Raw genomic sequence first — 18325 nt, forward strand, 5'->3', positions numbered from 1 at the left:
GATGAGGGCTTCCAAGACGATGACGCCGCACGAGGTCCTGCTGTCGATGTTGGCGGACGACGCCGACGTCCAGAGAGCGCTCGTCCAGATGAGAGGCTGGGCGGAGCAGCTGGCCGCCGCCGAGCCAGAGGCCGAGGCGGAGGACGATGAGGCGTGGGTGAGGGCGGTGCCGGCGGCGTGTGTGGCCGACAAGCACAGGTCGCTCGTGGCGTCGCTCGGCACGGCGGTCTTGGTGCTGATCATCCTGTGCGGCGTGGCGCTGGTGGCCCTGCGCCTGCGGTGACGTGGCGAAGCAGCGACGCAGTGACGTGACGTAACGAGAGGGCCGCGCGCGGCGCGGCCTCACCAATCAGGGAAACGCGCGCCGCGCAGCGCCGCGCGGCGCGCCTTTGGCTCGGCTCGTCTCATCGACGAGCACGCGAGGAGGACGATCGTGTATCCACAGCTCGCCATCGAGGCGGCGGCGCAGTCGGACGTGGGGCGGCGCCGGAGCCGCAACGAGGACAGCTTCGCGGCGCTGCCGTACCTGGGGCTGTTCATGGTGGCCGATGGGCTCGGGGGCAACGCGGCGGGCGAGGTGGCGTCGCGGATGGCGATCGAGGTGGTCAAGAGCTGCTTCGAGGAGGGGGAGGATCTCGAGGACACGTGGCCCTACGGCGCGGCGAGGCCGCGCCATCAGGACGAGGTGCGGCTCGTGCTGAGCGTGCGGCGGGCCAACCGGGCGATCTACGAGGCGAGCCAGCAGCAGGACGAGATGCGCGGGATGGCGACGACCTTCGCGGGCGTGCTGCTGGGACCGGGCATGGCGTACATCGCGCACGTGGGCGACTCGCGGGTCTACCGGATGCGCGAGGGGAAGCTGGAGCGGCTGACGCGCGACCACACGCTGCTGGAGGAGCTCTTGCGGGACGGCGACGGCGCGCTGGAGGCGCTCGAGGCGCTGAGCGACCGGGCGAACGCGGTGACGCGGGCGCTGGGATGCGATGAGAGCGTGGCGATCGAGTCGCGGGTGGAGGCGACGGCGCCGGGGGATGTGTTCCTCGTGTGCTCGGACGGGCTGTGGGGGCCAGTGCCGGAAGAGCGGATCGCGGGCGTGCTCCGGGCGCACGGGGAGCTGAGCCTTGCGGCGAGCTTGCTGGTCGACCTCGCGAACGAGCACGGCGGGCCGGACAACGTGACATGCGTGCTGGCGCGGCTGGGAGGCGGGTGACGTGCGCGGCGGCGACATGCGCGGCGGCGAGGTGGGTGCGTTGAATAGCAGGTTCGTTGTTCGCCGTTTTTGCCGCGGGATCCTGATCCAGGCGGGCTCGCGTCCGCAGCTCGGCGACGCGGAACGCAACGTCTGGCCGGAGCTGTACGTCAAGCTGTCGAAGTACCTGAAGCCGATCCGCATCACGAAGCACCGGCCCTTTCAATACGCCGGTCCGGGGCTCCGGTTCGATCTGGAGCGCAGCCAGGCGTGGCTTCGCCGCTTCGATGAACGGTGAGTAGGAAGGAGAGATCGAGATGAGGACCACGGCCAAGCGGTCAACCCGCATGAGCACGACGCGAGAGGCTGGTGACGGACGCACCCCTCCCAGCCCGCGCGGAGCGCGGGCTATGGGAGGGGCCGGCGGCGCGCAGGCGCGAAGCGCCGAGCACCGACGGGGGGTGGGCATCGTTCTTTTCTGCTGCATTCTCTCGGTCCGGTCGTGCGGCGGCGAGGAAGTACGCCCGCACGGCCCCGGCGGGGAGGAGCCGCCGGATCCTTGCGAGACGGATTCTCGGGATACTCGCCTCTCCAAGATTGGGACAGGCGCGGGCGCGACAGGCGGGATCAGGGGTTGTAGCGGCGGCCGCTGCGGTAGCTCGCGATGGCGAGCTCCACCGGGCGGAACAACGGCTCGGGCAGCGCGTCGAGCGAGTACCAGCCCCAGCCGGCGATCTTGTGGGGCTCGCGGTCCTCGGGCTCGCCCTCGAACTCCTCCGCAAGGAGCTGGATGTCCACGTAATGCTTCCCGTAGGCGAGGATGTTGCTCAGGCACAGGAACGAGAGCTTCTTGACCACGAGGCCGCTCTCCTCGCGCACCTCGCGGATGGCGCAGGACTCGAACGACTCGCCGAGCTCGAGGTGGCCGCCGCACCACGAGTAGCTGCCGTCGCCGTGGCTGCCGCGCCGCCGCGCGAGCAGCACGCGCCCGTCGCGCACCAGCATGACGCCCACGCCCACCAGCGGCCGCTCCGCGGCGCTCCCTCCGACGATCGCCTCTCCCAAGGACACCTCCTCGCACGCGACGCAGGCGCGCGCGGAGCGCGCTCTAGCACGGCGCCACGGCGCAGCGGCGCAGCGGCGCAGCGGCGCCATGCGCCGTGCGCCGTGCGCCGTGCTAGAACGCGCGCCGCCCGGCAGACCGACCGCCGCGCCGCCCGCGGCGCGCGGAGCCACCTCGCGGGCGTACGGTACGACCGCCGGGACCGGTTGACTTTTCAGTGAACGCGCGTACCGTGCCAGCTCCGATGGATGTCGCCCTTCCCTGGGAGCTGAACCCCGCCCTGCACGAGAGCCGGCTCGTCCTCCTGGCGCAGACGGCGGTCGATGTCCGAAACAAGGCGTTCAGCGAGGCGAACCGCGAAGAGGGCGATACGAGCTGGGGCATCGGCTGCAAGGCGCACGAGCGGTTCGGTCACGCCCTCTGCAAGCTGGCAGACAGCGGGAAGCACCCGTGGCTGACCGTCCACCGGGACGGCCTGTACCTGATGCCCCATATCGAGGGGATCGCGGTGCGCGTGTACCGCGGTCCGGCCGACAAGCCCTCGCAGAGGCACCTCGAGGCGGCGCGCAGCGAGCACGGCCGGCGGGGCGAGCCGCGACAGATGGCCTTCTCGTTCATGGGGCAAGAGACCGAGCCGGACGGCCCGTGGTTCTGGATGATGGCCGTCGAGACGGACGTCGAGGGGAGGGCGCTCCGCGCCGTGTTCTTCCAGGCCAACGAGGCGGGCGGGACCCGGAACGCATGGGAAGCCCCGGTCGAGATGGCGCCCGCCGCCCCGGCGGCGGGGCCCGGAGACAAGCCGGCGCGCCCGGCGAAGCAGCGGCCGGCGCAGGGCCAGCCGGCCAAGGACGCGCTCCTCGGCCGCGACGGACGGCCGCTGTTCCGGGCGCAGACCGTGCCCCTGCCGCTCGTGTCGCAGCCGAGCTGACGATCGCGCGAGAGGATCAGCGCGGAGGAGGGGTGTCCGAGGGAGAGCCCTCGCCCCGGATGTTCGGCTCGGCGCGCAGCTCGCCCTCCAGGACGGTGACGGCCTGGCCGCCGAGCTCGACGCGATCGCCGCGCAGGCGCACGCGCACCACGCCGCCGCGCGCCGAGGCCTGATAGGCCAGCATCTCCGCCTTGCCGATGCGCGCCGCCCAGAACGGCGTCAGGCAGCAGTGCGCGGAGCCGGTGACCGGATCCTCGTTGACGCCCGCGGCAGGGGCGAAGAACCGCGAGAGCAGTCCACGCCGAAGCGGCCGATCCCGGACTCGTATGCTGGAGAACTTCGAGATCCGTAGTGCGCGGACCCGCCGTCACGTGGTCACGTCGTCACGTCGTCACGTCTCACCACCGGGATTCCCATCGTCCGGCGGAGCGCGTCGAACTCCTCCGTGAAGCGCCCGTTCCGGCCGCGCAGCAGGAGCGGCGGCTCGTCGCGGCACGGCGCCGCGGTCCCGGCGCGGCGCAGGGCGTAGATCGAGAAGAGGGCGGCCTTGCCCTCCTTCGGGACGACGTCGCGCCACGCCTCGAGCGCGAGCCCGGCGGCCGATGCCGCCGCCTCGACGCGGCCCCGCTGCCGCGCCGCCGCGCAGGCCACGAACGGCGCGCCGGGCGCGAGCAGCCGCGCCGCCGCGAGGCAATAGTCCTCCACGCCGCCCCGGTGCTCGAAGCGGCACGGCCCGCACTGGACCCGATCGGACTCGATGCCTGTGCCGACCGGCAAGTAGGGCGGCGTCCCCGTCACGAGGTCCGCGGGCCCGAGGCCGTCGAGCGCCGCGGGATCGCGCAGGTCCCCCCAACGGACCTCGCAGCGGTCGTCGATGCCGTTCCACGCCACCGATCGCCGCGCCATCGCCATGCTCACCTCCTGCGCCTCCACGCCCGCGCAGCGCGCGTCCGGGAAGCGCCACGCGGTGAACAGGAGCACCGTGCCGATGCCGCACCCGAGATCCACGGCGCGGCGCGGGGGCGCGTGCGCCACCTGCTCGGCCGCGAAACAGGCGGTCATGAAATCGTCGGCCGACCAGCGGTGGCCGTCGAGCCGCTGGAGGATGCGGAAATCGCCGGAGAGGTAGCAGAGGTCCTCGCCGGGGCCGGGCCAGACCTCCGGCCGCTCCGGCGTCACCGGACGCGGCCCAGGGGCGACCCACCCGGGCGGCCGGCGCGCGGGCCGCACGACCCCGCCGGTCGGCGCGAGGGAGGGCAGGACGTCAGGGGGAGCGTTCATCGGCCCCATGTACCACGCCGGGCGGCGTCGGGGGCTGGCGCCGTCCTCCCGCGGGGGGTCAGGGGTTCGCGCACTTGGTCTCGATCGAGGGGTCATCGCAGAAGAGGCACTGAGTGGCCTCGCAATTCAGCGCAGGACACGACGTGGGGCAGGTCGGCTCGTTCGGGTCGCAGTTGATGATCTGCCAGGTGATCCAGCTCATATCGTCCGGGTCGTCCGGGCAACTGCACTTCTTCGTGTTGAAGGCGTGCGACGCCATCACGGTGATCGTATGACACTCCCGCTCCGGCGTCGTTGCGTCGTCCGGGAGAGAATCGATGTTGAGGTCCAACCTGGCCCTGAGGGGGCGCTGTCCGCCGGCGATGGTCCCCGCCGAGACCGAATCCTGCTGGACGCGCCTCCGGTACGGGTATTTGTCCGAGGTGAGCTTCCCATAATCGATGTACATGTACACCTCCACGGGGTCGCCGTTGTCCTCGGACAGCACCGTCGCGCTGAAATCCTGGATTTTGTCCATCTGGTCGATGTGCACGGGCCTGTGCGGGGGAGGGAAGACCGCCGTGAGCACCGGCGGCGTCCTCTCGGCGTGATCGTACTCCGGCGGCGAGATCACGAGGCAGCCTGTCGCCGACGCGGCGAGCGCCGCGGCCCCGAGCGAGCGCGCGAGCGCGGTAGCAAAGCGAGCGAAGCGTGGGCGCGCCGCACGGACGGCAGCGCGGAGCATGGAAGGGCAGGGCGGAGCGGTCATGGTGGCGCTGGTGAGGGTGGAGCGGTGTAGGGTCCGAAGCTGGACGCTGGAACTCTATCCGCTGCGGCGACGCGCGGGTTGGGTATCGCTGTAATCCGACCGCTGCGGCGAGCCGCGGCCGCGCCGGCCTGCCGGCGGGCGAAGCGCAGGCCGCTCAGCGGCGGACGCCGCGGCTCGGCCCGCCGGGTGAGCGCGCGCGATGGCCGGCGAGGAGCGGAGGCCCGGGTCGGGCGATCACTTGCGCGGGCTCGCCGGCGCGTTCTCCAGGGCGTAGATGACCTTCACCTGCGTGCCGAGCTGAACCTCGCCGGGCGCGACGGGGGTGCCGATGTCCGCCGCGAACCCGCCGGAGGCGGCGCGGGGGGCGTACATCGGCATCGGGCCGCGCGGGCCGGAATCGAGGATCTCGCTGATCGCGACGACGGGGCCGAGCGAGACGCCCTGGAGCCGGGCGAGCGCCTCGGCGCGAGCCCGCGCGTCCGCGATCGCCTTCTCCCTCGCCTGCGCCTCGAGCGGCTCGGTCTTGTCGATGCCGAACGTGACGCCCCACACGTTGTTCGCGCCTGTGGCCACGGCGGCGTCGAGCACCGCCCCGACCTGATCGAGGTTGCGGATGACGACCATCACCGTGTTGCTCACCTGATAGTAGTACGCCGGAGGCGCCGGCTGGGCCGGCGCCAGATCGGGCGGCGCGGGCGGCTTCGGGGCGGGAGGCGGCGTCGGCTTCGGCCCGCGCCCCGCGGGCGCCGCTGGGGCCGCGGCGGGCGCGGGCGCCGCGGCCGCTGCAGGCGCCGCGAGGGGCTGCGGGGGGAGCATCCAGGGCGGCACGTCGGCCTGCCGCATGAGCTGGATGGAGTAGTTACTGGTCTGGATGTCCTTGTCCGCGAGGCCGAGCTTCCTGAGCGCCGCGAGGATCTCGGTCATGCGCGCGGCGGCCATCTTCGTCGCCTCGTGCACCGTGGGCGCCAGGACCTCGATGCCCAGCTGGGCGCGGGCGACGTCGGGCTTCGCGTGGACGTCGCCCTGGCCGACGACCGTGATGGTGTGGGACTCCGGATGGACGGCCTGAGGCGGCGTCGCCTGCGCCGCGCAAGCGGCGAGCAGGGGCGCGGTCGACAGCAGGAACCCGGCGAGGCACAGCCGGCGCGACAGAGAGCTCTGGTTCTTCATGGCCGTGCAACGCGCGAGCCCCACGCGGCCTTACAGGGGGCGGCGGCAGGCCGCGCGGGCGACGCGCGGGCGACGTCGGAGCGGGCCGCATTGCCCCCCTTCGTCAAGTTGCTCCACGGCGCGCCGGGTGCGCTATGGTCGTTCACGTGCTCACAATACCCAGCGATGAAGAGGCCCTCGGAGGACTGCAGGGGGCCACGATCCCCAGCGACCTCTCGCCAAGCATCGGCTACCGGATCGTGTCGCGCGCCGGGGCCGGGACGATGTTCGTCTCGTACTACGCGGTCCGCATCGCGCCCGAGGGCGAGACCCCCGTCGTCGTCAAGATCCTGAGGCCGTCGCTGTTCAGGCAGATGGGGCCGTCGGCCGCCGTCATCGTGAAGAAGGAGGCGGTGTCCCTCGGCCGCCTCAACGAGCAGGTCCCCCCGACCCCCTTCGTGGTCCGGCTCATCGACACCGGCACCTTCGCGGTCCGCCGCGGCACGAAGACGCTCGACCTGCCCTGGATCACGATCGAGTACGTGCACGGCGGCATTCAGGGCGTGACGCTCCGCCAGCGGGTGCAGGGGACCATCCAGGCCACGGGCCACGCGTTCGATCCGGCGCGCGCGACGCGCGCGATCGAGTGCATCGCGAGCGGGCTGTCGGCGGTGCACGACGTGGGCGTCGTCCACCGGCAGCTCACGCCGGAGAGCATCCTGTGCTGCGGCTCCGGCGACGAGGAGCTGTTCAAGATCAGCGACTTCGGCATGGCGCGGCCGCGCGGCATCCGCGAGACGATCATGGCCGGCGTCGTCAGCAACACCGGGGTCGCGCCGCCGGAGATGCTGTCCGCCGATCCGAGCACGATCGGCCCGTGGACCGACATCTTCAACCTCGCGTCCGTCATCTTCTTCCTGCTCACGGGCGAGCAGTACATCGTCGCGGAGTCGCAGGCGCAGGCGCTCATGGCCGCCATGGCGCGCACGCGCCGGAGCATCCTCGAGACGCGGTGGCTCCACCCCGCGCTGCGCGGCAACGACCAGGCGTGCAAGTCGATCGACTTCGCGCTCCGCTGGGCCTCCGCCGGCGAGGCGCAGGAGCGCCTCCAGGAGGCCGTGGCCGTGGCCGCGATGCTCTCGCCGTACCTCCGCCCCGCCTCGCCGGTCTCCGCGCTCGAGCAGCGCATCGTGGCGAGCGCGGGCGAGCAGCGCACGCGCGCCCACGACGAGATGGCGCCCATGACCATCCCGTCGACGCACGTGAAGGCGCCGGTGCAGCTCAAGGGGGAGCTCGGCCAGACGCTGCTCTCGCCGCGCCAGCCGAAGGCCGCCGCCGCGCCCGCCGCCGATCGCGCCGTCGATCGCCCGAGCCCGGATCGCGCGATCGAGGCCGAGCTCATCAGCGCGCCGCCGCGCCTCAGCCGGGAGGCGCCGCCGCCTCGGCCGTCGATCATCATCGAGCGCTGGACGTGGAGCGTGCTCCACCACCCGAGCCTCGAGTCGGTCATCCGGAGCGTGGCCTGGGACGGCTACGGCCGGTGCCTCGCGGCGGCGACGGGCGGGCTGCTCTTCTGGAACGGCACGAGCTGGAGCGAGGCGTCGTCCGGCGGGCTCCCGAGCCCGCAGGGCGTGCGCTTCGTGCACCGGATCGGCCCCGGCCGCTGGCTGCTCGGTGGCGACGGCTCGACGCTGGCGGTGTACACGACGGGCGGCGTCACGGGCGTCTTCCAGCTGCCGGGCGAGCCGCAGAGCCACGTCGCGCTGAGCGGCGACCTCGAGGACATGGGCATCCTCGTCTCGACGACGCCGAACGATCCGCGGCCGCTCCTGCACGCCTTCATCGCCAAGCGCTGGCTGCGGCCGATGCCGGCCGAGGGGGTCGCGCTCCTCGCCGCGGTCGCGCGCGTCGAGGACGAGCGGTGGCTGCTCGTCGGCCGGTCGACCGCGGGCGAGGGGCTGGTCGCGCTCTACGCGCCGCTCGACTGGCACATGGAGCGCATCCCCGCGCCGCCGGCGCGGGCGTTCGTCGCCTGCGCCGGGCGGCCCGATCTCGGCGTGGGCATCGCGGTCGGCGCGGACGGGAGCGTCGTCTGGCGGTACGGGCAGAGCGTCTTCACGGAGCACATCGAGCCGCGCCGCGCCCTGTCGGCCGCGACGATCGACGCGGAGGGCCGCGCCTGGGCGGGCAGCGCGGGCCGCATCTGGGTGCGGCGCGGCGGCATCCCGCCGATGGCGGGGACGTGGGAGTGCGTCTGGGAGAACGACGCCTGGGTCGGCCCGGTGGTGTCGCTGTTCGTCGACTCGGAGGTGGTCGTCGCCATCACGGCGGACGGCGGTATCATCGAGGGGCGCGTCACCGGCTGACGACCCGCCCGCGCGCCGCGCTCCGCTCCGATGCCAGGCCACCCGCTCAACCCCGAGGCAGGCTCGACCCCGGTCCCCGACGACCCGCGCGAGGTCGCCGCGGCGCTGCGCGCGGGCGAGCTCTCCCTCGGCGATTCGCCGTACTACGGGTTTCGCTACGGCGAGCGGGGGCGGCGCTTCACCGGGAGCGACAGCGCGTTCCTCGTCACGCTCGCGACCCACACGCGCCCGGTCGTGGAGCGCCAGATCCGCTGGCTCGCGGGCCTGCTCTCCAACCGCGGCATGCCGAGCGTGCTCCTGGAGCGGCACCTCCGGGTCCTCCACCGCACGCTCTGCCGCGCGATCCCCCGGCGCGCCGCGTCCTACGAGCGCCTCCTGGAGGCGGCCGAGCTGCTGCGCGAGGTCCGGCGCGCGCACCTGCCCGACGAGGTCTGCCGCGCCGTCTCCCGGTCGTTCGCGCGCGAGGCGGGGCTGCCGCCGACGCGGCTCGCGCTCGGCACCGGGTGGCTGCTCGCCGGGGCGGTCGCGGACGAGCGCTCCGGCGCCCGGAGCGCGGTCGCCAGCGTGGCGTCGTGGTTCACCGACCCCGAGCTCTTCCCGCCGGCGTTCGTCGCCGCGGTGCACCGCGCCCTCTCGGAGGCGCGGGCGGCCGCGCGGCCGGGCCCCGCGCCCCGGTGATCACCGCGGCGCTCCGGCGCGGCCGCCGAAGAGGCTGATGTCCTTCGCGTCGATCAGGTCCGGCGCGGTCCACCCCTTCTCGTCGTAGTCGGCCATGCACCGGGCCACGAGCTCCTTGCACCGCTCCGCGGCGCCGGCGGCGGCGGCGGTGTGCAGCAGCTCCACCAGGCAGTTCTCCTCGTTGCCGCCGTAGCTCCGCTCGTAGAGCTCGTGCCGCCCGCCGAACTCGGTGCCCACGGCGTCCCACGTCAGCTTCATCAGCTTGGCGCGCTCCAGCGCGGAGCTGCCGTCCGAGCCGCGGGCGATCCGGTCGAGGTGCCGGCGGAGCTCGGGGACCTCGAAGTCGATCGCGTGCGACGGCACGTACACGAGGGAGCTGGCCAGGACCTTCTCGAGGATCCCCTTGATCCGCGGGTAGATCGAGGGAGCGAGGGCCCGGTAGGTCATCGCGTACTCCGCGTTGGGCAGCACCGTGCCGTCCTTCCACGGCGTCGGGGCGTGGACCATGGCGTCGGCCAGGCCCGAGAAAACGTTGCGCCAGGCCATGACCTCGCCCACCTCCGCCTGGACGCCGCGAAAGTCCTTGTTGCCCATGACCTCGACGCCCCGGAGCAGGAGCCCGGCGATGAACTCCAGCTTCACCGAGAGGCGGACGCACCCATGGAAGAAGGCGCGCGGGGCGAAGCCCGAGCGCGGCAGGAACTGCTGCGCCCGCTCGATGTCGCGGTAGATGAGGACGTCCTCCCAGGGCACGAGGACGTCCTCGAGCACCAGGATCGCGTCGTTCTCGTCGAAGCGGCTGGAGAGCGGGTAATCGAACGGGCTCCCCATGACGCCGGCCGTCATCGCGTACGAGGGCCGACAGAGCAGCTTCACCCCGCGGGCGCCCGTCGGCACGATGAAGGCCAGGGCGAGCGCCTCGTCCTGGATGGGCAGCGTCGCGTACTGGCTGATGAACGTGTAGTTGGTGAGGGCGGAGCCCGTCGCCACCACCTTGGCGCCGCTCACGACGATCCCGCGATCGGTCTCCTTCTGGACGTGGACGAAGACGTCGCGCGACTCGTGGGGGGGCAGCCCGCGGTTGATGGGCGGGTTCACGATGGCATGGTTGAAGAAGAGGACCTGCTCCTGGGCTTCCCGGTACCAGCGCCGCGCGTTCGCCTCGTAGGGAGCATAGAACTCGGCGTTGGAGTCGAGCGTGGCGAGGAAGCTCGATTTGTAGTCTGGGCTACGTCCGAGCCATCCATAGGACATGCGTGCCCACGTGGCGATGGCGTCCCGCGCTCCCCGCAGATCTTCCACGCTCCTCGGCGAGCGGAAGAACTTGTGCGTACACCCGCCTGAACCGGTGTCCGTCGGCGCCGTCAGGACCGGTTGTGTGTCCGGGTCGTGCAAGGCGTCATAGAGCCGGGCCAGCATGCGCGCGACGTTGCGAAACGCCGGGTGCGCGGTGACGTCGCGGACGCGCTCACCGTAGACCCAGACCTCGCGCTCGTCGCGCAGGCTCGCCAGGAACTCCTCCCCGGTCATCGGCATCCGGGGCTTCGCGAAGGAAGCGCGGCTCATGAGGGTACCTCTTTCGGTGGTTGGGCCGCCCCGTCGCCGTCTCGCCGCGCCGAGCGCGGTCCACCGCGGCGGCCCGGCGCCCGGCACCGGCGCGGGCTGCTCAAGGGAATACGGCGAATTCCACCACATCCGGCGGCGGCCGTCGACTCGAAGAGGACCGCAAGGGACGCAAGGGATGCAAGGGGAAGAGAAGAATACAATTCTATCTCATTGCGTCCCTTGCGCCCTTGCGGTCTCTCCGCTCGCGCGTGCCGTGCTCTTCCAGCGTGCTCCTCGGCGGAGCCGGCGGGTGCCGGAACCTGTTGAATTTAGCTGGCTTTCTGCCTGTTCGGTGCCCTAGGCGGCGCCCGGGGGCGCGCGGTGCCGCGCCACGAGGAGCGTGATGTCGTCGTCCGGGCTCGCGCACCAGCTCTCGACGTCCCTCAGGAGGCGGTCGCGGATGACGTCGACGGGCGCGTCCTGGGAGGCCTCGACGGCGGCGCAGAGCCGCTCCAGGCCGAACTGCTCCTGCTGCGCGTTCCGCGCCTCCGTCACCCCGTCGCTGTAGAGCACGAGGAGGTCGCCGTCCTCGAGGAGGAGCTCGGCGTCCCGGGTCATCGCGTCGATCGACGGCAGGACGCCGATCCACACGCCGGAGCTCGCGACGCACTCGCAGCGCCGCGTGCCCGCGCGGCACACGACGATGTCGTCGTGCGCGCCGGCGAACGTCACCCGCCCGCCGCGCTCGTAGCGGAGCAGGAGCAGGGTCGCGTGCTCGTCGCGCTTCAAGCGATCCCGGATGTTCTCGTGGATCGCCCGGTTGAGCGCGGAGATGAGCTCGCCCGGGCTGGCGGTCGGGTCCTTGCGCGCCATGCACGCGACCATGCTCTGGATCATCAGCATGATGAGGCCCGCCGCGAGCCCGTGCCCCGCGACGTCGCCGATGCCGAGCCACCCGCCCTCCGGCGTCGCGATCACGTCGTAGTAGTCGCCGCCGACCTCGGCGGCCGGCCTCATCGCCGCGCAGAGCTCGAGCCCCTCGACGTGCAGCCGCGGTGGGACGAGCGTGGTCTGGATGTGCTCCGCGACGACGCCCTCCTGGCGGACCCGCTCCTGCTCCAGCCGCTCGCGGATCTCCACCTGCCGGACGATCTCGCGGTGCATCATGACCGCCTTCATCGCCGAGCCGATCTGGAGGCGCACGGCGTCGTAGACGATCTCGTTCGCGCCGCTGTTGACGAGCGCGATGCCGAAGTGCTCCGCCTCGCCGAACGTGATCGGCATCGCGATGACGCTCCATCGCTCGGCGGAGCTCAGGAACCCGGGCGGCGCGAGGCTCGAGGACGCGAAGCTCGCGGGCGGCGGCTCCACCTCGCGGCTGTTCTCCATCAGGAAGAGCGACCGCAAGGTGGCGCGCTGCGGGTCGTCGTAGAGCGAGACGGCGACGTGCCTGAGGTCGAGCCTGGGCAGCTCCGCGGCGAGCGTGCGGCGGAGCGTGGGCATGCTCAGGCTGGTCGAGAAGCTCATGCCGGTCCAGCTCAGGTCGATCGAGGCTCGCTCCAGGCGCAGCCGCTTTTCGCCCTCGGCGCGCACGGAGGCGTGGCCGATCAGGACGCGCGCGGTGTGCCAGAGCCGCTCGAGGTCCTCCTCGGCGACGCCGGCGGGCGCCCGGCGGACCCGCGCGCGGAGCAGCGTGATCGCGCCCTGGAGCTGATCGAGCGCGACGCCCTCGCGCCCCGCTGCGTCGAGGAGGTCCTGGAGCGCCCGCAGGAAGCGGCCCTCCTGCCCGGCGAGCTCCTCCTCGAGCGCCGAGAGCAGCTCGCGGGGCCAGTCCCTGAGCGACGGGGCCGAGGCGGTCACCGCCCGCTCGAGCGCGCGCGTGAGGTCCTCCCGCTGCTCGGCGATGGAGCGCGGCGCGCGGCGCGAGGGCGCCTCGGCGGACGCGCGCGGGAGGGCGGCGTAGTAGCCGCAGCCGCACGACTCGCGCCGCGTGAGCTCGACCGGGAGGAGGCTGCACTCCGGCACCCGCTCGCCGGCGAGCTGGCGCAGGACCGTCTCGACCGCGAGCGCCCCGAGCTCCTTGATCGGCTGGCGGATGGTCGTCAGGGACGGCCGCGCGACGCGCGACACGGCGACGTCGTCGAACCCGCACACGAGGACGTCGCCGGGGACGCCGATGCCGTGCGCCTTCAGCGTGTCCATCGCGCCGAGGGCCATGTTGTCGTTGCCGGCGATGACCGCGTCGAAGCGGACCCCGCGCGCGAGGAGCTCGCGCATCGCGCGGCGACCGCCGTCGATCAGGAAATCGCCGACCACGAGGAGGCGCTCGTCGTAGGGGAGCGCGCGCGCCTCGAGGGCCCTCCGGTACGCCCGGGCGCGCAGCATCGCCTCCGCGTTGCCGGGCGGCCCGCTGATGTACGCGACGCGCTGGCGCGCGTGGTCGTCGACCACGTGCGCGACCGCCACCTCTCCCCCGAGCGCGTTGTCGACGACGACGCTCGGGATGCCCTCCAGCGCGACCCCGACACTGCAGACGGGCAGGGGCGCGTACGATCGGCAGAACTCGTGCATACCGTCGGCGCCGAGGGGGTTCGTGAGCGCCGACGACATGATCACCGCCCCGTCGACGGTCGCCGCGCCGACGAACGAGTAGATGCTGCCCCGGGCGTCCAGGAGGGAGTAGCCCCGGCGGGCGCGCGTCTCCTCGAAGGCGATGACGAGGTTGACGTCGTGCGCCTCGGCGGCGCGCTCGACCCCGAAGCGCGCCTCCGACTGGTACTCGCCGCAGAGATAGTCGGTCAGGAGGGCGATCGTGGGCCGCTTCGCCGGCATCCGGTGTCGCTCCCGGCTCACTTCTCGTCGATGGACACGAGGCTCGGGGACATGCGCTGGAGGGCCGCCAGGCTGCGCCGCTGCCACCCGAGCCTCGCGTCCGTGAGGAACTTGATCTCGCACCCGAGCCCCTGGGCGGAGATGCCGCAGATGAACGCGATGAACGCCTTCAGGCAGCTCGAGTTCAGGAAGTACAAGGCGCGTATGTCGAACTCGACGGTGGTCAGCGAGAGGCGCTTCACCTCGTGGTGGACCTCGCTGCAATAGCTGGCGAGCGGCCCGGCCGCCGCCATGTCGCCCGTCCCCATGAGCTTGATGCTGAGCCGATCGCCGGCGAGCGTCGGCTCGATGCCGAAGCTCTCGGTGACGACGGGCTCAACCCTTAAGCTGCTCATGGGGCCTCCACCGCTCGAGCGGCGCGTGCGCGATGATCGTGAGCTCGTTGCCCTCGATCTTGTAGTCGACGTCGAGCCCCCCCTCGGCGCGGACGCGCGCGAGGCCCAGGCCGGAGACGCCCTCGACCATCGCTGTCTCCGTGATGAGCTCGTCGTAGTGCTTCAGCGGGTCGCTGGCGGTCTTCAGGTCGAGCAGGCGCTTCTCGACCTCCCGCAGGCGCTCCGGGGAAGCCTCGTTGCGCGCGCGGATCTTCATGATGTGCGATCGTTCGTCCTCCTCCAGCGCGAGCTCGAGGCTGACGCGAGGGCCGGTGGAATATTTGGTGATGTTCTCGGCGAGCTCGTGCGCGGCCATGTAGAACCGCGAGCTCACGTTCGCGTCGTCCAGCACCGCGCCGCAGAAGCTGGACACCAGCCGCAGCACCGCCGTCGCCAGGCGCTCGCTCGGAAAGAAGGTGATGCAGAGGAATAGCGAAGCGCTCTGCGTTGGTTCGGAGGATGACACAATCTGTAATTCTACGCGGCCCTCGCGCGGAATCCAACCGCGTCCGCGGGGTGTGATGTGCCTCGCAGGCCGGCGAGCACCGCGCCCCACGGGGTGCGATGCGGTGCGCTGCGCGGCGCGGCGCTGCGCGGCGCCTGGCCAAGACGAGCCGAGCCGAGCCGAGCCGAGCCGAGTGGCACGCTCGTTGATTCGATCTCGGCGCCCACCGATGGTGAGGTGTGTCCGTGGATCCGGTCGGGCCACCGAGCCTCGCGCACAACCGCCGTCACCTGCGGGAGAGATCCCGTCGGGCAACCCCACAAGGAGGTTCTTGCTGTATGAAACGACCCCTCGCGCCCGGGCTGCCCGGGCGATCCGACTGCCGATCTCGCCGCGGGGCGGCGAGATCGCGCGTCTGCTCTCTCGTGATGCGCGGCGCCCTCGCCGGCGCCGCCGCCGCGACCGTCAATTGTAGCACCGGGCCCGGCGCGGAGCGCGACATCGCGCATGGAACCGGCGGCGTCGACGACGTGGGGGAGGGCGATCTCGGCGATCCGCCCGCGCTCGGGGCGGCGCGCGCGGCGCTCTCGAGCGAAGCCAGGGTGTGCGTGTCGATCCAGCGTGGAAGGCCGGACCAGCGTGGAAGGCCAGGCACGGTGAGAGATGCGACACTGTGGCAAAACGCTCCGGCGTGGAGCGACTCGGCCTCTCCGAACCTCTCGACAGGATCCGCCGGGAGCGCCGGCCGCCGCCGGTCCGTCGTGCAGTTCGACCTCTCTCCCGTGCCCACGGGCGCGACGGTCGTCTCTGCCTCGATGATCGTTCATCAGACGTACAAGGTCGATAGCAGCGCGATCGGCGTACATCGCGTCATGATCCCGTGGGAGGAGCGCACCGTCGCGTGGCGGAGCCTCGGCGACGGCGGCTTCGAGCGGGAGAGCGCGGCGACGATCGCGGCCGAGGCGGGCGTGGGCGCCCGCGCGGCGGACGTGTCGTCGCTCGTCCAGGCGTGGGTGCTCGGGACCGCGCCGAACCACGGCGTGCTCCTCGACGAGGCGCCGGGGCGCTCCACCAACCTGAGGAGCAGCGAGATCGACCGCGCGGAGGAGCGCCCCCGGCTCGACGTCTGTTACGTGACCTGCGCGGACGGCGTGATGAACGGCCTCGAGGCGGGCATCGACTGCGGCGGGCCGCACTGCGCGCCCTGCACGGGCGCGACGACGGGCGCCGCGAGCACCGCCGCGTCGAGCGCCGCGACGTCGAGCTCGACCGGCGCGTCGAGCTCGGCGGGCGATCCCTGCGCGGACCCGGCCGCGCTCCCGCCGGATCCGGTGCCGCCCGATCGGCTCTCCGAGACGGGGCTCTACGCCGACATCGCGACCCGGTCGCGCGCCGCGAACACGCTCGAGTTCCGCCCTGCGTACGAGCTCTGGTCGGACGGGGCGGCCAAGCGGCGCTTCGTGTACCTGCCGCGCTGCTCGACGATCGACACGAGCGACATGGATCACTGGTCGCTGCCGGTGGGGACGCGGTTCTGGAAGGAGTTCCGCGCCGAGGGCGTGGCCGTGGAGACGCGGCTCATCCACCGGTTCGGGCCGGGGATCGACGACTGGGTGTTCGCCGCCTATGCGTGGGATCCGTCGGGGAGCGACGCGTTCCTGGTCGAGGACGGCGTCGAGGACGCGCGCGGGACCAAGCACGATATCCCGCGGACCGCGGACTGCTGGGAGTGCCACGGCAAGCTCCCGGAGCGCGTCCTCGGCTTCAGCGCGCTGCAGCTGAGCCATGCGGGGCCGGGCGAGACGATCCGGTCGCTGAGCAACGCCGGGTGGCTCACCGTCCCGATGCCGGGCGGGTTCCGCCCGCCGGGCGACGCCACGGCGGCCGCGGCGCTCGGCTATCTCCACGCGAACTGCGGCAATTGCCACAACGACACCGGCGTCGCGACCCTGCGGACTCGCCTGCTCGCGGCGGACACCACGGTGGAGCGCACCGACACGTACACGACGGGCGTGGGCGTGAGGCCCAGCTTCTGGGAGACCGGCGTGGTCCACCGGATCACGGCGGGAGACCCCGAGTCGAGCGCGGTGGTGCGCCGGATGGCGCACCGCGGCTCCAGGGCGCAGATGCCGCCGATCGGCTCGGAGGTCGCCGACGCGGCGGGCCTCGCGGCGGTCCGCGCCTGGATCGAGGACGTGCGGCCGCCGGCCGCGACGGCGAGCGGCGGCAGCAGCGCGAGCGGCAGCAGCGCGAGCGCCAGCAGCGCGAGCGGCAGCAGCGCGAGCGCCAGCAGCGCGAGCGGCAGCAGCGCGAGCGCCAGCAGCGCGAGCGGCAGCAGCGCGAGCGCCAGCAGCGCGAGCGGCAGCAGCGCGAGCGGCAGCAGCGCGAGCGCCAGCAGCGCGAGCGCCAGCAGCGCGGCCAACGGCAGCGCGAGCGCCGGCGGCGCGACCTCCGGCGCGGGCGGCGGGAGCGCCGGCACCGGCGCGGGCGGGAGCACCGGCGCGAGCAGCGGCAGCGGCGGCTCCGGCGCCGCGTGCGCAGGGGTGCCGCGGCTGAAGCTCACGCAGGTCGCGTCGGGCCTGGAAGCGCCGCTCTTCCTCACGAGCCCGCCGGGCGACACCTCGAGGATGTTCGTCCTCGAAAAGGATGGTGTCGTGCGCCTCATCAAGAACGGTGTCCTCCTGGCCGCGCCGTTCCTCGACATCCGGGGCGGGACCTCGTGCCCGCCGTCGCGCCCGGCGAGCGCACATCCGCTCGTGTGCACGCCCAGCCCGACCGCCGAAGGCGGGCTGCTCGGGATGGCGTTCCACCCGAGCTACGCGACGAACGGCAGGTTCTGGCTCTTCTACACCGCGGCTCCCAGGGGCAACGTCACGATCGCCGAGTTCCGCCGCTCCGCCGCGAACCCCGATGTCGCCGACACCTCGGCCGGGAGCGTGCCTGTCCGGACGCTCCTCGACACGAAGCACGGCGGCTGGAACCACGCGGGCGGCACGCTCGCGTTCGGGCCCGACGGCCATCTCTACGCGTCGGTCGGCGATTCGGCCGTGACGCCGTACTCGACCTCTCCGGCCAAGGACCTCTCGTCGCCCCTCGGCAAGATCCTGCGGATCGACGTGAATACCGGGCTCGGGCCGTCCGGCAATCTCACCGGCGCAGGCGTGAACCCGCTCGTGTGGGATTACGGCCTGCGCAATCCGTGGCGCTTCAGCTTCGACCGGCGCACGGGAGACCTCTACATCGCCGACGTGGGGCAGAACGCCTGGGAGGAGCTCAACATCGAGCCCGCCCGCACCGGGCGGCGCAACTACGGCTGGCCGACGATGGAGGGCGATCACTGCGTCTCTTCCGGGTGCTCCCGCGTCGGCGTGGCGCCCGCCGTGGAGCACAGCCACTCGAGCGGGGAGGGCGGCTCGATCACGGGCGGCTACGTCTACCGCGGCTCGGCGATCCCGTGCCTCCAGGGGAGGTACGTTTACGGCGACTATGGGACTCACCGCTTCTGGACGCTGCGGTGGGACGGCAGCGCCGTGCGGGATCACGTGGAGATCACGGGCGACCTCGCGTCGAGCCTGCCGGCGGCCTCGTTCGGCGAGGACGCCGCCGGCGAGCTGTACGTGGTGATGATCACCGGGGAGGTGTTCCGCATCGATCCGAGGTGAGCCCG

Annotated in this window: 15 protein-coding genes and 1 pseudogene; 7 read left to right on the forward strand and 9 right to left on the reverse strand. The window is 72.6% G+C overall.

Annotated features, from left to right (window positions below; translation table 11 throughout):
- The first annotated feature begins 1 nt into the window (after position 1).
- From NQZ70_RS14160 to NQZ70_RS14170, 3 genes are all read left to right on the forward strand, one after another.
- Positions 2-283, forward strand: coding sequence for a hypothetical protein (locus NQZ70_RS14160; protein ID WP_129574675.1), 282 nt, complete (start codon positions 2-4; stop codon positions 281-283).
- Between the two features lie 150 nt (positions 284-433).
- Positions 434-1210 carry a PP2C family serine/threonine-protein phosphatase gene (locus NQZ70_RS14165; RefSeq protein ID WP_129574676.1) on the forward strand — a complete coding sequence of 259 codons (777 nt, stop codon included), beginning with the start codon at positions 434-436 and terminating at the stop codon, positions 1208-1210.
- Between the two features lies 1 nt (position 1211).
- On the forward strand, positions 1212-1487 hold the full coding sequence (locus NQZ70_RS14170; RefSeq protein ID WP_020734672.1) for a type VI immunity family protein: 276 nt from the start codon (positions 1212-1214) through the stop codon (positions 1485-1487).
- A gap of 329 nt (positions 1488-1816) precedes the next feature.
- Here NQZ70_RS14170 and NQZ70_RS14175 read toward each other — a convergent pair whose 3' ends face one another.
- The gene (locus NQZ70_RS14175; protein WP_129574677.1) at positions 1817-2254 is read right to left on the reverse strand and encodes an NUDIX hydrolase; all 438 of its coding nucleotides are present in this window, start codon (positions 2252-2254) and stop codon (positions 1817-1819) included.
- A gap of 242 nt (positions 2255-2496) precedes the next feature.
- Between NQZ70_RS14175 and NQZ70_RS14180 the strand changes: the two genes are divergently transcribed.
- Entirely contained in the window at positions 2497-3180 is a 684-nt protein-coding gene (locus tag NQZ70_RS14180) for a hypothetical protein (RefSeq protein WP_129574678.1), read from the forward strand.
- Positions 3181-3196: 16 nt separating this feature from the next.
- Here NQZ70_RS14180 and NQZ70_RS14185 read toward each other — a convergent pair.
- From NQZ70_RS14185 to NQZ70_RS14200, 4 genes and pseudogenes are all read right to left on the reverse strand, one after another.
- Positions 3197-3472 (reverse strand): annotated as a pseudogene (locus NQZ70_RS14185) (PhzF family phenazine biosynthesis protein); the annotation flags it as partial.
- A gap of 83 nt (positions 3473-3555) precedes the next feature.
- On the reverse strand, positions 3556-4461 hold the full coding sequence (locus NQZ70_RS14190) for a tRNA1(Val) (adenine(37)-N6)-methyltransferase (protein WP_237245298.1): 906 nt from the start codon (positions 4459-4461) through the stop codon (positions 3556-3558).
- 58 nt (positions 4462-4519) lie between these two features.
- Positions 4520-5074, reverse strand: a complete 555-nt coding sequence (locus NQZ70_RS14195) for a hypothetical protein (protein WP_237245299.1) — start codon at positions 5072-5074, stop codon at positions 4520-4522.
- A gap of 369 nt (positions 5075-5443) precedes the next feature.
- Entirely contained in the window at positions 5444-6379 is a 936-nt protein-coding gene (locus NQZ70_RS14200) for an SIMPL domain-containing protein (protein ID WP_129574681.1), read from the reverse strand.
- Positions 6380-6525: 146 nt separating this feature from the next.
- On the opposite strand from NQZ70_RS14200, the gene NQZ70_RS14205 reads away from it, so the two are divergent.
- Positions 6526-8724 carry a protein kinase domain-containing protein gene (locus NQZ70_RS14205; RefSeq protein ID WP_165373958.1) on the forward strand — a complete coding sequence of 733 codons (2199 nt, stop codon included), beginning with the start codon at positions 6526-6528 and terminating at the stop codon, positions 8722-8724.
- A gap of 30 nt (positions 8725-8754) precedes the next feature.
- Positions 8755-9402 carry a hypothetical protein gene (locus NQZ70_RS14210; RefSeq protein ID WP_129574683.1) on the forward strand — a complete coding sequence of 216 codons (648 nt, stop codon included), beginning with the start codon at positions 8755-8757 and terminating at the stop codon, positions 9400-9402.
- Here NQZ70_RS14210 and NQZ70_RS14215 read toward each other — a convergent pair whose 3' ends face one another.
- From NQZ70_RS14215 to NQZ70_RS14230, 4 genes are all read right to left on the reverse strand, one after another.
- The gene (locus NQZ70_RS14215) at positions 9403-10968 is read right to left on the reverse strand and encodes a 4-hydroxyphenylacetate 3-hydroxylase N-terminal domain-containing protein (RefSeq protein ID WP_129574684.1); all 1566 of its coding nucleotides are present in this window, start codon (positions 10966-10968) and stop codon (positions 9403-9405) included.
- 336 nt (positions 10969-11304) lie between these two features.
- Positions 11305-13779 carry a SpoIIE family protein phosphatase gene (locus NQZ70_RS14220; protein WP_129581346.1) on the reverse strand — a complete coding sequence of 825 codons (2475 nt, stop codon included), beginning with the start codon at positions 13777-13779 and terminating at the stop codon, positions 11305-11307.
- A 17-nt stretch (positions 13780-13796) separates the two neighbouring features.
- Positions 13797-14174, reverse strand: a complete 378-nt coding sequence (locus NQZ70_RS14225; RefSeq protein WP_129574685.1) for a hypothetical protein — start codon at positions 14172-14174, stop codon at positions 13797-13799.
- A complete protein-coding gene (locus NQZ70_RS14230) occupies positions 14155-14679 on the reverse strand; it encodes a hypothetical protein (protein ID WP_129574686.1) in 525 nt (174 codons plus the stop codon). The genes NQZ70_RS14225 and NQZ70_RS14230 overlap by 20 nt, the downstream gene beginning before the upstream one ends.
- Positions 14680-14996: 317 nt before the next feature.
- Between NQZ70_RS14230 and NQZ70_RS14235 the strand changes: the two genes are divergently transcribed.
- Positions 14997-18320 (forward strand): PQQ-dependent sugar dehydrogenase, encoded by a 3324-nt coding sequence (locus tag NQZ70_RS14235; protein ID WP_237245300.1) that lies wholly within the window; start codon positions 14997-14999, stop codon positions 18318-18320.
- Positions 18321-18325: the final 5 nt, after the last annotated feature.

This window comes from Sorangium sp. So ce836 (assembly GCF_028553905.1).
GTDB lineage: Bacteria > Myxococcota_A > Polyangia > Polyangiales > Polyangiaceae > Sorangium > Sorangium cellulosum_D.

Excerpts from the sequence above, each read along its gene's own strand:
- NQZ70_RS14190 (WP_237245298.1), bottom strand. The coding sequence starts at position 4,461 with ATGAACGCTCCCCCTGACGTCCTGCCCTCCCTCGCGCCGACCGGCGGG.
- NQZ70_RS14215 (WP_129574684.1), bottom strand. The coding sequence starts at position 10,968 with ATGAGCCGCGCTTCCTTCGCGAAGCCCCGGATGCCGATGACCGGGGAG.
- NQZ70_RS14200 (WP_129574681.1), bottom strand. The coding sequence starts at position 6,379 with ATGAAGAACCAGAGCTCTCTGTCGCGCCGGCTGTGCCTCGCCGGGTTC.
- NQZ70_RS14220 (WP_129581346.1), bottom strand. The coding sequence starts at position 13,779 with ATGCCGGCGAAGCGGCCCACGATCGCCCTCCTGACCGACTATCTCTGC.
- NQZ70_RS14225 (WP_129574685.1), bottom strand. The coding sequence starts at position 14,174 with ATGAGCAGCTTAAGGGTTGAGCCCGTCGTCACCGAGAGCTTCGGCATC.
- NQZ70_RS14235 (WP_237245300.1), top strand. The coding sequence starts at position 14,997 with ATGAAACGACCCCTCGCGCCCGGGCTGCCCGGGCGATCCGACTGCCGA.
- NQZ70_RS14210 (WP_129574683.1), top strand. The coding sequence starts at position 8,755 with ATGCCAGGCCACCCGCTCAACCCCGAGGCAGGCTCGACCCCGGTCCCC.
- NQZ70_RS14180 (WP_129574678.1), top strand. The coding sequence starts at position 2,497 with ATGGATGTCGCCCTTCCCTGGGAGCTGAACCCCGCCCTGCACGAGAGC.
- NQZ70_RS14160 (WP_129574675.1), top strand. The coding sequence starts at position 2 with ATGAGGGCTTCCAAGACGATGACGCCGCACGAGGTCCTGCTGTCGATG.